Here is a 14,026-nt window from a genome sequence, read left to right as displayed (position 1 = left end):
AGGACGTGCGCCTCCAGCCTCCCGCGTCGCCCGGTGCACTGGCGCCGGTGGGGACTGCCGAACTCCGTTCTCAACCGGGACGGTGAGTACCGCTTCGCGCCGGGCCTGCGGACGCTGTACCGGGTTGCCGACCTCGACACCTGAACCACGACGCCGGTGATGGCCAACTGCTTCCCCGACCCGGTGGCGCTCTCATCCGGCATCACCCACGCGTTGGCGTTCCGCACAGGCGACCAAACAATTGCTTCCACCACAGACGGTGGGTATTGCAACACAGCTTCCATACGTTGTATGGTTATTGTTCCATACAACGTATGGTTTAGAGATGCATCTGCGCATTACCGCCGCCATAGCCCATCCCCGTCTGTACAGAGGAGCAACCCATGACCCTGCACTCCACGAACGACCTGCCATCCGGCCCGGCTGACATCGACTCAGTCAAACCCCAAAGACACGGTGCCGGTCGGCGTTCGCGCTGGGATCTCAGCACTCTGCGCGAACTGTGGCGGTTCAAGGACTACGGCCGGCCCGAGCGGAAGTCGCTGGTCTTGGGCGTACTCATGAACGGCGGGCAAATGGCCGCCAATCTTGCCGCCCCCTGGCCGCTGGCGCTGGTCATCAACGACCTGCTCCAGGGCAAGGGCCAAAGCAACGGCCAGGGCAAGAGCGGGATCCTGCACACCGTCGCCGGGTGGTTCGGCGGTTCGTCGATGGCGATGCTGCTGGTCGCGGCGAGCGCCGTTCTGGTTATCACCGCTACCGCGGGGATGTTCTCCTACCTGGGAGACATGTACATGAACGGGTCCGGTCAGAGGATCACCTCGCGCATCCGCGCGGATGTGTTCGCCTACACCCAGCGCCTGCCGATGGCCTTCCACGACCGGCAGACCGTCGGCGAGCTGACCAGCCGTGTCGTCTCCGACACGTCAACGGTGGAATCGACCCTGCGGGATGTGGGCACCGACCTCGTCCCGTCCGTGCTAACGCTGGCCGGTACCGCCGCCGTGATGGTCGCGGTGGACTGGCGCCTCGGGCTGATCGGGCTCGTCGTCGCCCCGTTGATGTTCCTGACCGCCAACCACTTCGCCGGCCTGACCCGGCAGTACGCCCGTCGCAAGCGCGCCGCCACCGGCGACCTGACAGGGCTCGTCACCGAGTCCCTGATGGGCGTCCGAACCGTGCACGCGTTCGGCAACCAGTGGGTGCAGGACCAGCGGTTCGCCGGGCAGAACGACAAGGTGCTCAGGCTGTCGCTTCGCTCGGTCAAGGTCAGCGCCAAGTTCTCCCCCACCCTGCAGTTGGTCGCTGCCGTGGGCACCGCGCTGGTGCTGTTCGTCGGGGGTTACGGAGCACTGACCGGCTGGTGGCAGGTCGGGGTGCTTGTGGTCATCACCAGCTACCTCAAGACCATGCTCTCGCCGACGAAGTCCCTGGCCAAGCTGGCACCTAGCTTTACCCAGGGCGCCGCCTCCGCCCAACGGATCGCCGACATCCTCGACCAGCCCACCGACCACCAGGGCACCGGCGAGCCGCTGCCGGCCCGCGTTGACGGCCGCATCGAGCTGCGCAAGGTCAAGTTGGACTACGGCACCGGCCGCGGCCCGGTCTTCACCGACGTCGACCTGACTGTCACCCCTGGCGAGCGGATCGCCCTGGTCGGTGACAACGGAGCCGGCAAATCGACCCTCCTGTCCGTGATCGGCGGCCTCTACCGTCCCACCACCGGTCAGGTGCTGCTAGACGGGCACTCGGTCCCCGACGTTCCGGAGCACTGGCTGCACCAGCAGGTGGCCATGGTCCTGCAGGACACCTTCCTGTTCTCCGGCACGCTGGTCGACAACATCCGTTATGGCCGGCCCGACGCCACGGACGCCGAGGTGGCTGCCGCCGCTGAGGCGGCCCTGGTCAGCGAGTTCGCCGATGACCTCCCCGACGGGCTCGACACAACCGTCGGCACCGGCGGGACCGGGCTGTCCGGCGGGCAGCGCCAACGCGTCGGCATCGCCCGCGCACTGCTCGTCGACGCCCCCGTCGTGCTCCTCGACGAACCCACCGCCGGCCTGGACGTTCACGCCGAGGAACTCGTTGTCCAGGCGCTGGGCCGGCTCGTCGAAGGCCGCACGATCGTCGCGACGACGCATCGGCCCGCGGTCACTGCGCTGGCCACCCGCAGCGTCTACCTGCGCCAGGGCGGCGTCCTGGACACCGGGCTGCCCGAGATCGTTCCGGCCGACTCTTCCGCCGACCGCACCCGCCTCACCACCATCGGAGCCTTCTAATGACCATCACCCTAACGACCATCACCGCGACGAACACCCGAGAACCGTCCACCAGCTGCACCGAGTCGTCGAAGAAGCAGACGGCGAACCCGTCCCCGCCCACGGCCGGCGAGGTGGTGCTGCGGGCCCTCCTCGCCCAGACCAAGGCGCTTCGGGAGGCCGAGCGCAAGGTGCGCGTCGGCGACCCGAAGGGGGTCACCAAGATGCGGGTCACCATCCGCCAGCTACGTTCCACACTTCGCGGCTTCTCCCGCATCCTCGATCGGCAGGTCACTCGACCCGTCTGCGCCGAGCTGGCCTGGCTGGGCCGCCAGCTCGGTGAGGAGAACGACACCCAGAGGACGCTAATCGAGCTGAAACGACAGCACGACGCTCTGCCATCGGAGTTGATCGTAGGCCCGGTCGTCGACGACGCCCGGACCAAGCTGGACCAGCTCGCCGTCAGTAGTAGCCACACCACCTATGCCACGCTCGACAGCGATCGCTACGCCACGCTTCGTCAGGTGCTGGACTGGCCGCCGGCCGACCCGCCCTTCACCGAGCGCGCAGTGCGGCCCGCGGCGGAGGAGCTGCCAAAGAGCATCGCCAAGGCGCTGCGCACGCTCGACCGTCATCTCGTGGCCGCCCAGGCGCTGCCGGCGGGGACGGAGCTGGATGAGGCGCTGCACGACGCCCGCAAGGCCGACAAGCAACTCCGCTACGTGATCGACGTCGCCGCCCCCGTAGTTGGCAAACCCGCACGGCGGCTTGGCCGGCAGGCCAAGAAGCTCCAGGATCTGCTAGGCGACTACCAGGACGCGGTCGTGACCCGCCCAGTGGTGCAGGAGCTCGGGTCCGCCGCGTCGGCCAAAGGTCATCCGACCAGCACGTACTACCTGGTGGACGCTCTAGAGCAGGTCCGCACCGACCGTGTTCTGGAGAAGCTCCCGCACCGGCTAAACAGCCTCTACGAAGAGGCGGCCTGGCTGCCCAATGCCGACTCCCTCCAGTACGACCCGGGGACCTGAGCAGCGCGGAACGCGAGCCGGAACTGACACGCACCGGAGCTGCCAACTCGAGCGTTACCGGCGGCCGACGAGCCTGCCGCATGCGTGCGTCGGCCCGGTCTCAACCGACCACCAAGGCCAGTCAGCCCCGGCCGCGTCGCGGGCCTGATCCCGCGACGCGGCGGGAACCGGGGCGCACTCTCCGTGGTTCAGAAGTCCTCGTCGAACGAGACGGTGCCGCTGATGCCGATCCGGTAGGCCGTCGACCAAGGCGTTACCGGCAGGAACGGGAAGGGCCGGGACTGAACGTGGGCCTGGCGGCCGCTGTCCGCCGACGGCGCCTGGTCGTCACCAAACCCGACCGGTTCGCCCGGGCCAACCGAAGCTCTATAACGTCATCGAGCTCATGACGAGAGTTTCCCAAGAGTTCCTGCTGCCGACAGGACTGCTCTTGAGGATCTGCCCCCCAAGTCTCAGCAAGTCATGCAGTTCCAAGCGCTCGCGGCCATGAAGGAGTACGCAGCCACACCGCTGTCCAAGCCAAGGGAAGGAGCCGCCAAACCGCAACGGCCACCAACAAAATGGGCCCCGCAGGGGCCCATAAAGAGAGATTTGTACACACTCAGAGGCTCACAAGCCCCTGAGCAGGGGAAACACGTGCCCGAGGTGGGACTCGAACTGCATTCCCGCCCCTGCGAACCCTAGGTGGCCGCGACAACATGCGGAATACGGAGCAGTTCGACGGCAGTAAACCCCGGTTCGAAGCCAAGAGTGCGGACAATGCCACGCACATCTTCTTGATTTAGACCGCTGCGGCGTCACTGACCTGTAACTCAGCGCACCACCCTGCGATGGCCTGTATCCAGGCGCTGGGTCCAGCCGCGGGAATCAAGATGTTCCAGCAGCGGAACCGCGATCCGGCGTGTCGTGTCGAGTGCCTGACGTGCGTCGCTCATGGTGAAGGGCTGCTCCAGGCGGGCGAGGGTGCGCATTGCAAGGGCCGGCGCCGTAGGCAGCAGTACCACTCCGTCACGCAACCGCAGCAAGCGCCCCGTGCGTTCGGCGGCGGCCAGCTCCCGGCTGCCTAGGCCAAGCGCGGCCAGCTCATCGGATTCCGGGGCATGGAAGGGATGTGCGGTCAGCCTGCGCTCCAACTCGGCGATTGCGGGCTCGACGGCGCCGAGGTTGTCACGGCTGCCAGGCGGCCGGACGTGGCCGCCGTCCCGTTCCAGGCGTGCACCGTCGATGACGTGGGAAAGCAGCCTCTCGTCGGGCAACTTGAGCAGGTCCCGCGCCGCGCCCATGGACAGGCCTGGGGCCAGAGGATCCCGCTCCTGCAGTGCCTGGACTGCAGCGCGCAGCCGACGCTGCCATGCCTCGAGGACTGGGGCGTGCACCCACCAGTCACCGAAAACCCGTACGCCCGCGGGTGCGGCCGCGTCGTTCCCGGACAGCAGCCCCAGCCGGCGAAGATGCTGCACCTGCACCGCTCCGCGGGCTGCTACTTCTCCCAGCACGTCTCCGGCCGGGTCCATGCCTGCAAGCCGCTCCGCCCAGTGGGCGCCGTCGCCGCGCCGGCGCAGGGCCGGAGGATCGGCGTCGAGAATGCGTGCGCCGCCGAGCACAGAGCGGCTCCCCGGGTCCCGCAGCACCAGCCGGTCTCCGAGAACGAGGGGCAGGTGCCTGTCGAGGACAAGCCGGGCGTGATCGGCCCCGAAGGGACGCAGCCGGGCCGGAACAGCCGCAGTGCCAACATGCACCATGAGTCGCTCCGGCACATCCGCATAGGCCACGCCGGTGGTGCGCCGGATGCCGACGACGTCGGTGGTGGGCCACGCACCGGCGGTAACCAGCGCATCTCCGCGGCGGATGTCCGTGGCGGAAACGTCCCGCAGGTTCAACGCCACCCGGCTGACCGGCTCCACTGAGGCGTGTGAGGTGTCGCGGCTCTGCAGGCCACGGACCACGACGGGCCGGGAACCGACGTGGCCGAGCAGCTCCAGCCGGTCACCCTGAGCCAGTGTTCCTGCTGCCAGCGTTCCGGTCACCACCGTTCCGGAACCGGTAATTGTGAACGAGCGGTCCACCCACAGCCGGACCCTCCCGGTGGTGGTGGGGGCAGGCACGTGGGCCAGGACGTCGTCGAGCGCGGCGCGCAAGTCACCCAGGCCGCTCCCGTCGATGGCAGACACAGCTACTGCGGGCGCGTCCTGCAGACCGGTCCCGGCCAGCTCTGTCCGGGTCCTGGCGAGTACATCCGCACGCCGCTGGGCGGATGCCCTGTCCGTGCGGCTAAGGACCACGACGCCATGTTGGATGCCCAGCGCAGCGACTGCATCCCGGTGATCACTTGACTGAGCCTGCCAGCCCTCGTCGGCGGCGACGACGAAACAGACAACGGGAGCGGGACCGATTCCAGCAAGCATGTTGCCGAGGAAGCGTTCGTGGCCCGGCACGTCCACGAACGCCACGTCCTGGCCGGACGGCAACGTTGTCCAGGCATAACCCAGGTCAATGGTCAGCCCGCGGCGCCGTTCCTCCTCCCAACGGTCCGGCTCCATGCCCGTAAGGGCGCGAACCAAGGTGCTTTTGCCGGAATCGACATGTCCGGCTGTGGCAACTACGTGCACTGATCAGCCCGCCCTGCCTGCATCCGCAGCCTCCAGGGCGGCCAAAGCCTCCCGCACGGCGGCCAGTATCAGGTCATCATCAGCTGCGGGCACGCAACGGAGGTCGACCAGGCAGGAACCGTCGTGAACGCGCGGCAGTACCGCCGGGTCGCCGGCGCGCAAGTAACCTGCAAGTCCTTCAGGAAGCAGGAGCGCCCATCCCGGCAGGGGAACACCGGGGGCACCGCCGCCGCCGACCCTGCCATCATGGGCCACGACGGGTACCCCGAGGGCTTGGGCGAGCCTGTCAGTGCGGCGCCGCAATTGCCCGATGTCGGCGTGCAGCGATTGGACAACCGGCGGCGCTCCGCCCGCCACGGTCGCCTCCAGGGCGGCGAGGGCGAGTTTGTCGGCCCGGACTGCACGGGCGAGCGGGTGGCGGGCCAACCGCGTGATGATCTCTTTGCGGCCCAGCAGCAAGCCGGCTTGGGGGCCGCCCAGCAGTTTGTCACCGCTGGCGATGACGACGTCGGCCCCGCTCACCAAAGCGGACGCGGCGTCCGGTTCATCCGGCAGGAAGGGGTCCGGTACCAGCAAACCACTGCCCAGGTCGGCCACGAGAGCTACGCCATTGGCCCGCGTCAGCTGGCTGAGTTCATGCAGCGGAACAGCGGACGTAAATCCGTCAACCCGGAAGTTGCTCGGATGGACCTTGAGTATGCAGCCCGTGTCCGGCCCCAGGGCGCCGGCATAGTCCTGCAGGTGCGTCCGGTTGGTAGTGCCGACCTCGCGAAGCGTCGCGCCCGTCGACTCCATCAAGTCGGTCAGCCTGAAGCCCGCGCCGATCTCAACCAGTTCGCCGCGGCTCACCACCACGTCCCGGCCGGCGGCCAGGGCCGTAGTGGCCAATACCAGTGCCGCAGCCCCGTTGTTGACCACCAGGGCATCCTCGGCGGCGGGGCAGGCGGCGAGCAACGCGGCACGGGCGCCGGCACCCCGGCGGGAGCGGCTGCCGTCTGCCAGGTCCAGCTCCACGTCGACGTAGCCACTGGCCGCGACAACAGCTTCCACCGCGCCTGCAGAAAGGGGGGCCCGCCCGAGGTTGGTGTGGACGATCACGCCGGTTGCGTTCAGCACCGGGCGCAGGGTGGTCGCTTTACGTGCAGTAATGGCGCCCAGCAGAGCGGGCTCCACCTGTCCGGGAGGCAACTCACCGCGCCGGGCCTGCTCCTGGATGTGCCGGACGAGTTCGCGGATGACGCGGTCGTTTAGCCGTTTCCTGGCCTCCCGGACGGCCGGAAGTGCCAGCAGGTCATTCGTGCGTGGAATCAGGCGGCGCGGATCGACCTGGTCCACAACCCCTCCTCATTCCGCGGCAGTGCTGCCGGTGGTTGGCGGTGGCGGACGGGAATCGAACCCGCCAGGCCGAGATGCTCAGCCTCACCGGTTTTGAAGACCGGGGGGCCCACCAGGACCCGGACGCCACCGCGTTCAATTTAGCAGATTGCCCTGGAGGGGTACGCTAGGCGGGTGAATGAGGCTCAGACGTCAGTTCAGCAACTCGATGATGGTGCCGTCAGCGCAATCCGGCTCACCGATTACGCCCACGGCGGGGGCTGTGCCTGCAAAATTCCGCCCGGCGAGCTCGAAGATGCGGTCCGTGGCCTCATCGGCCAACCCGGCGCCGAGGTGCTGGTGGGTCTCGACCATGGTGATGACGCGGCAGCGGTCCTCGTGCGCGACGACCTGGCGGTACTCACAACCGCCGACTTCTTCACGCCCGTCGTCAACGACGCCTTTGACTGGGGCCGGATCGCTGCCGCCAATGCGCTCTCGGACATCTACGCTATGGGCGGCCGGCCGGTCACGGCTATCAACCTTGTCGGTTGGCCCCGCGGTGTCCTGCCGTTGGAGTTGATGACCGAAGTCCTCCGCGGCGGCCTGAGCGTGGCGTCAGAGGCTGGCTGCCCGGTGCTTGGCGGGCACTCCATTGACGATCCGGAGCCGAAGTACGGCATGGCGGTAACCGGCGTCGCCCATCCCGACCGTTTGCTGCGAAACGACGCCGCCCAGCCGGGGCTGCCGATCACGCTCACCAAGCCGATCGGCGTCGGACTCCTCAATAACCGGCACAAGCAGACCGGTGAGGTGTTCGCTGAAGCGGTAGCGACGATGGCGGGCCTCAACCGCAACGCGGCCGAGGCCGCGGTGGCCGCCGGGGTCAGGGCGGCGACCGACGTGACGGGTTTTGGCCTCCTTGGACATCTTTACAAGATGGTCCGCGCCTCGGAAGTGGGTGCAGTGATCGAGCTGAACGCGGTACCGCTGATCGACGGGGCGCGGGAGGCGTTGCGTGATGGCTTCGTTTCCGGCGGGACCCGGCGCAACCTCGACTGGGTGCGGCCGCACGTGGGCGCCGCTCCCGGTGTCACCGAAGACGACCTGCTCCTTCTCGCCGACGCGCAGACCTCCGGCGGCCTGCTCGTGGTCGGCGAACTGCCCGGGTATCCCGTGATCGGGTACACCACCGCGGGTCGGGGCATCGAGATCCGCTAGTCCACGGCCGGCGCGTCAGCCGGCAGTGGTGATCGAATCGCCGGTGACGCCCGCCGCGCGGCGGTCGGCGAGCCGGTTCTTCTGCGGTTCGATTGTGAAGCGCGGATCCCGGGCCGAGGCTAGGCCGGCCTCGAACACCCCGAACCGGGTGAGGGCCGAGGCAGCCAGCAACGCCACCCCCGACGCCGCGGCTACCGCCCGGTTGCGGCCGGCCAGCAGTGACCCCAGCCCGCCCGCGACCGCCAGCCGCTCGCTCCATTTCAGCATGGCCCCCGCCTTGCCCTGATGCAGGGGTTCAGCTGCGACCGGGTCCATCCGGTGCTCCATCACCCGCGTCGCCACCAGGTCGCCGAGGACGCCAAAGGCGGCGAGTTTCCGGGCGGGGCCTGCCTCGTGCACCGGGGTCGTGATCATGGCGAGGCCGGAAGAGGCGAGGGCCGCCGAACTCACGAAAACGAAAGGCAGTTCCTCATGCGCAGCGTTCCACGTCGGTGTGGCGGTGGCACCGAGCAGGACCGCCGTGTATGCCGCCAGCGGTCCGGCGAACAACGCCGCCTCAAAGCCGGCCGGCCCCTCGACAGCCTGCAGCACTTTCCGCACCGGACCCAGCGGAAGCCGCGCGCCGCTCATCCGATCGATTTCCGCCATCGCCGAGACGGCTGTGCCGGCGCTGAAGGCGCTGAGAGTCCACGAGCCCACACTCATCGGCGAGGTGACCTTGAAGGTCCGCAGCATATTCAGAAAGCGCTCGGGCCTGCCCAGGTCCTTCACCAACGCCACAGCGCCCAGGCTCACTGCTGTCAGGGCGCTCAGCCGGGCATTCCGGCGCAGCGTCGGGCGCCCGGTCAGCTGCCCGCCTAGGCCAAGCAGTGCGGACCCCCCGGCGACGCCGCCAAGGAACAGGTAAAGAGCGACATCGTCGCCCCACGGCGCCGGCTTGACCACGGGACGGCCGTAGTACGAGGTGAATTCCGGCTCCGGAACCATGGACATCTCCCGGGAGCCGTCACCGTTGTTACGCCGGCCAGGGCCGCGCTTGCCGGCGGCGCGGCGGCGGCGCGCAGGCTCGGGTGGCCGGAAGCTGTCGAAGTCTGAGTGGGTCATGCGCGCCGTCCCAGGAAAGCCACCGCAGCCGCCGCTACCATGCCCGCGACCGCCATGCCGGCGCGCCGGTACATCCGCGGCAGATCGGCTGTCGGCACCCGCGGGTCCGGCGGGAGCCCGTACACCTCGGGCTCGTCGAGCAGGAGGAAGATCGCCCCGGTTCCGCCCACGCCGTCGAGCTCGTTCGCACCATAGAGCCTTGCTTCGGTCAGTCCTTGCGCATGCAGCGTGGCGACCCGTTCCCGGGCCGTCTCCACCATGTCGTCGTGGTCGCCGAACTTGATGGACGTCGTCGGGCATGCCTTGGCGCACGCCGGCGTCTCATCGGCGACCAGCCGGTCGTAGCACAGCGTGCACTTCTGGGCGATGCCCACGTTGGGGACAGCGGGATGCTTGGCATGCTGTTCGTCCCTGCTGGCGGCGACCTTGACCGTGCCGTCGCTGCGGCGCTCGATGACGCCGAAGGGGCACCCGGCCACGCAGGTTCCGCAGCCGTTGCATACGTCGTCCTGCACCACCACGGTGCCGAATTCGGTGCGGAAAAGCGCTCCGGTGGGGCAGACGTCGAGGCATCCGGCGTGCGTGCAGTGCTTGCAGACATCAGAGGACATCAGCCATCGGAAGTCTGCCGTATCCGGCGGTGTGGTATCCGCCTCCGCCAGGTCCGTTACAGCAGCCGCTGCCTGGGCCGGAGGACCTATGTGCGGCATGCCCAGACTGACCAGGGCACGCCCTGACTCCCGCGCCTCGATAATGCGTTCCTGGCCCTGTTCGATGAATGCCACATGCCGCCAGGTACTGGCTCCCAGCGAGCCGGTGTTGTCATAGGAGGACCCAAGCAGTTCCAGGTTTCCGTCCTGCGGATTGTGGTTCCACTCCTTGCAGGCAACTTCACAGGCCTTGCAGCCGATGCAGATCGAAGTGTCGGTGAAGAAGCCCTTCCGCGGATGGCTGTGCTCCCAGTGGGCATCGGCGGTGGGATCGGTCGGTCCGGACAGCTGGCCCATCTAGTCCTCCAACGTCGGGTCGGTACCCGGAGCGCTGCCAGCAGGCAGCGGCTGTCCGGGCGTGTGTGCTTCGGCTAAGGCAGTAGCGATCGCGTTCATCAGCGCGGCCCACCGTCGGTGCGGCCATCCTCAGCCGGGCCGGGTTCGATGCCTTCCGCCGCGGGATCGGTGACGGCGCGGTTACCGGTCTCGATGGTCACTCCGGCCCGCGCCTGGTACTCAGCAACCAAGGCAAGCAGTTCCTGTCCGCGCGGCCGGCGTCCCGGACGGATGTCGCAGGACGCGACCTTGGATTCCTGGATCTGGACGTTGGGATCCAGCGTGACACCGAGCAGATCGTTGGCCGCGTCACCACTGACGACGGCATTGTTGCCGACGCCCCAGTGGTAGGGCAGCCCGATTTGGTGCACGGTATGACCGCCGACGGCCAGGGGCCTCATCCGGTCAGTGACGAGCACCTTCGCCTCGATGGCGGAGCGGGCCGAAATAATGGTGGCCCACCCGTAGGGCTCAAGCCCGCGCTCGGCAGCCAGTTCGGGCGAAACCTCACAGAACATCTCCGGCTGCAACTCCGACAGGTACGGGAGCCACCGGCTCATCCCGCCGGCCGTGTGGTGCTCGGTGAGCCGGTACGTGGTGAAGACGTACGGGTACACGTCTGCGCCACTGGTCCCGGCGCTTGGCGCACTGAGGTTATCCGCGCGGGGGAACACCAGCCGTGCCGGGCTCTGCTGCTGCGGGTAAAGCGCGTTGGCCACCGGTGACTCCTGAGCCTCGTAGTGGGTGGGAAGGGGTCCGTCCACAAGGCCCTTCGGCGCGAACAACCAGCCCTTGCCGTCGGCCTGCATAATGAAGGGATCATCGCCGCCGAGTGCCGCCGGTCCACCGACAGAGGGATCCGGATGACTGCCCGGTGCCCGGTCAACCGGGAAGTCGGGCACGTCGTCTCCGACCCACTTGCCCTGTTCCTGATCCCACCAAATGTATTTCTTCCGCTCGCTCCACGGTTTACCGGCGGGGTCTGCGGACGCCCGGTTGTAGAGGATCCGACGGTTGGCCGGCCATGCCCAGCCCCATTCCGGTGCCGCCGGCCCCTGTTCCTGGCCCGGCTTACGGTTGGCGGCGTGGTTGAAGCCGTCAGCGTACACCCCGGTGTAGATCCAACAGCCGGCCGCCGTTGTACCGTCAGCGCGGAGTTGGGTGTAGGCGGAGAGAGGCTTGCCGGCGTCGGGACCATCCAGATGACGGCCGTTAATCTCCGCAAGCACGGCCTCGCCATCCGGCTCGCCGTGTTCATCCGTGGGATAGTCCCAGGTCAGATCGAGCAGCGGACGGTCGCGTTCGTCCTCGGAACCGGCCAACTTCTCCCGGATCCGTTGGCCCAACTCGAAGAAGAACTGCAGTTCGCTTTGGCACTCCCCTGGCGGCGCCACTGCCTGGTGACGCCACTGCAGCAGCCGCTGGGTCTGCGTGAACGAGCCCGCTTTCTCCACATGGGTTGCTGCCGGCAGGAAGAACACCTCGGTCTCGATGTCCTCGGTGCGCAGTTCCCCGGATTCGATTTCCGGGCTGTCCTTCCACCAGGTTGCCGACTCGATGAGGTTCAGGTCACGCACCACAAGCCACTTCAAATGCGACATGGCCATGCGTTGCATCCTGCCGTGGGCCGATCCCACCGCAGGATTCTGTCCGACCACGAAATAGCCTTCCACCTCGTCCTCGAGCATGGAAATGGCGGTCTCATAGGTACCGTGTGCTCCGGTCAGCCTCGGAAGGTAGTCGTAGGCCCAGTCGTTGTCCGCGTTCGCGGCCTCACCCCACCAGGCCTTGAGTAGGCTGATGGTGTAGGCGTCGGCGTCGGCCCAGAAGCCCTTTTGCTGTTTCGACCCGATCGCTGCCAGATACTCGCTGAGGCTGTCATGCCGGCCGGCACTGGGCATGGGAAGGTATCCCGGCAGCAGGTTGAACAAGGTGGGAATGTCCGTTGAACCCTGGATGCTGGCATGGCCGCGCAGGGCCATGATGCCGCCGCCCGGGCGTCCCACGTTTCCAAGCAGCAGCTGCAGGATGGCCGCGGCCCGGATGAACTGCGCTCCCAGGGAGTGCTGGGTCCAGCCAACGGCGTAGGCAAAGCAGGTGGTCCGGTCGCGTCCCGAGTTTTCCGTGATGGTACGGGCAAGATACTCAAAATCCGCCACGCCGATGCCGCACATGTCCCTGACCATCTCCGGGGTGTAACGGGCGTAGTGGCGCTTTACGATCTGAAAGACGGTCCGCGGGTCCTGCAGTGTGGCGTCACGCTGCACTTGTGCATGCTCCAGAGCCGGGCCGCCACTTCCGAAGGCGTCGCCAGCAGCACGGGCGGACGCCTCGGCACCGTGTTCAGAGCGAGGCCCCGGCTCATCAATCGTGCCCTCACCCCGTTCCGCGTATCCCCACGATGAAGTGTCATACGCCCCCTTCTCCGGATCGAAACCGGAGAACAGCCCGCCCAGGTCCTCAGCGTCGCGGTAGTCCTCATGGATCAGGGCGGCGGCGTTGGTGTACGCGCTGACGTACTCCTTGAACCAGAGGCCGTTGCTGATGACGTAGTTGATCAGGGCGCCCAAGAGCACGACGTCAGAGCCGGCCCGGATCGGAATGTGCTTATCCGCCACCGCGGAGGTCCGTGTGAACCGGGGGTCGATGTGGATGACCTTCGCTCCGCGCGCCTTCGCCTCCGCTACCCACTGGTATCCCACAGGATGGCACTCGGCCATGTTGGAGCCCTGGATGATGATGCAGTCGGCGTTGGCCATGTCCTGCAGCGATTGCGTGGCACCACCGCGTCCAAACGAGGCCCCCAAACTGGGAACCGTGGCGGAGTGTCATATGCGGGCCTGGTTCTCGGTCTGCACCGCCCCTGCAGCCGTGAAGAGCTTCTTGATCAGGTAGTTTTCTTCGTTGTCCAGGGTTGCCCCGCCCAGCGAGGCGATACCCATAGTGCGGCGCAGCAGCCGGCCCTGGTCGTCTTCCTGCTGCCACGTCCTGCGGCGCGTCTCGATAAACCGGTCCGCCACCATCTCGACCGCTGTTGCCAAATCCAAATGTTCCCACTCGGTGGAACGCGGCGCACGGTAAAGCACACGTGTCTGCCGGCCCGGCGAGTTGACCAACTGCTCACTGGCAGAGCCCTTGGGACATAGCCGGCCGCGGGAGATCGGTGAATCAGGATCGCCCTCGATCTGGACAACCTTCTCGTCCTTGACGTAGACCCGCTGTCCACATCCAACAGCACAATAAGGGCACACACTCTGCACGACGCGGTCCGCAGTGGCTGTCCGTGGGGCGATTGCCTGAGTCCGGGGCGAGGTCACCGACGGCCCGCGGCCCAGCAGGTCGCCGGTGCTCAACTGCCGGACGACCGGCCATTGAAGAAAACTTCGCGGTGCCATTTCAGGAGCATATCCCAGACCACGTCGGGAGCAACAGGACGAAGTTGCGCG

8 protein-coding genes and 1 tRNA gene are annotated in these 14,026 nt (G+C 67.5%); 3 read left to right on the top strand and 6 right to left on the bottom strand.

Annotated elements, in window-relative coordinates:
- Positions 1-383 precede the first annotated feature (383 nt).
- Positions 384-2,279 (top strand): ABC transporter ATP-binding protein, encoded by a 1,896-nt coding sequence (locus ACFVTM_RS09510; protein WP_390203184.1) that lies wholly within the window; start codon positions 384-386, stop codon positions 2,277-2,279.
- Positions 2,279-3,286 (top strand): CHAD domain-containing protein, encoded by a 1,008-nt coding sequence (locus tag ACFVTM_RS09505; RefSeq protein ID WP_390203183.1) that lies wholly within the window; start codon positions 2,279-2,281, stop codon positions 3,284-3,286. Before ACFVTM_RS09510 ends, ACFVTM_RS09505 begins: the two co-directional genes overlap by 1 nt.
- Before the next feature lie 812 nt (positions 3,287-4,098).
- Here ACFVTM_RS09505 and selB read toward each other — a convergent pair.
- The 3 genes from selB to ACFVTM_RS09490 all read right to left on the bottom strand — a co-directional run bounded on the left by selB (position 4,099) and on the right by ACFVTM_RS09490 (position 7,361).
- Positions 4,099-5,895 carry a selenocysteine-specific translation elongation factor gene (selB, locus tag ACFVTM_RS09500; protein ID WP_390203182.1) on the bottom strand — a complete coding sequence of 599 codons (1,797 nt, stop codon included), beginning with the start codon at positions 5,893-5,895 and terminating at the stop codon, positions 4,099-4,101.
- A gap of 3 nt (positions 5,896-5,898) precedes the next feature.
- Positions 5,899-7,230, bottom strand: a complete 1,332-nt coding sequence (selA, locus tag ACFVTM_RS09495; protein WP_390203181.1) for an L-seryl-tRNA(Sec) selenium transferase — start codon at positions 7,228-7,230, stop codon at positions 5,899-5,901.
- 36 nt (positions 7,231-7,266) lie between these two features.
- Positions 7,267-7,361 (bottom strand) — tRNA-Sec (locus ACFVTM_RS09490).
- A 97-nt stretch (positions 7,362-7,458) separates the two neighbouring features.
- Here ACFVTM_RS09490 and selD point away from each other — a divergent pair.
- Positions 7,459-8,430 (top strand): selenide, water dikinase SelD, encoded by a 972-nt coding sequence (gene selD, locus ACFVTM_RS09485; RefSeq protein WP_390203229.1) that lies wholly within the window; start codon positions 7,459-7,461, stop codon positions 8,428-8,430.
- Between the two features lie 15 nt (positions 8,431-8,445).
- On the opposite strand, the gene nrfD is transcribed toward selD, so the two are convergent.
- The 3 genes from nrfD to fdh all read right to left on the bottom strand — a co-directional run bounded on the left by nrfD (position 8,446) and on the right by fdh (position 13,975).
- A complete protein-coding gene (nrfD, locus tag ACFVTM_RS09480) occupies positions 8,446-9,534 on the bottom strand; it encodes an NrfD/PsrC family molybdoenzyme membrane anchor subunit (protein ID WP_390203179.1) in 1,089 nt (362 codons plus the stop codon).
- Entirely contained in the window at positions 9,531-10,541 is a 1,011-nt protein-coding gene (locus ACFVTM_RS09475) for a 4Fe-4S dicluster domain-containing protein (RefSeq protein WP_390203178.1), read from the bottom strand. The genes nrfD and ACFVTM_RS09475 overlap by 4 nt, the downstream gene beginning before the upstream one ends.
- A 98-nt stretch (positions 10,542-10,639) precedes the next feature.
- Positions 10,640-13,975 carry a formate dehydrogenase gene (fdh, locus tag ACFVTM_RS09470; protein ID WP_390203177.1) on the bottom strand — a complete coding sequence of 1,112 codons (3,336 nt, stop codon included), beginning with the start codon at positions 13,973-13,975 and terminating at the stop codon, positions 10,640-10,642.
- Positions 13,976-14,026 lie beyond the last annotated feature (51 nt).

Source organism: Arthrobacter sp. NPDC058130, assembly GCF_042884475.1.
GTDB lineage: Bacteria > Actinomycetota > Actinomycetes > Actinomycetales > Micrococcaceae > Arthrobacter.
Note: the sequence above shows the minus strand (reverse complement) of the source record. Positions and strands in the feature narration are given on the sequence as shown.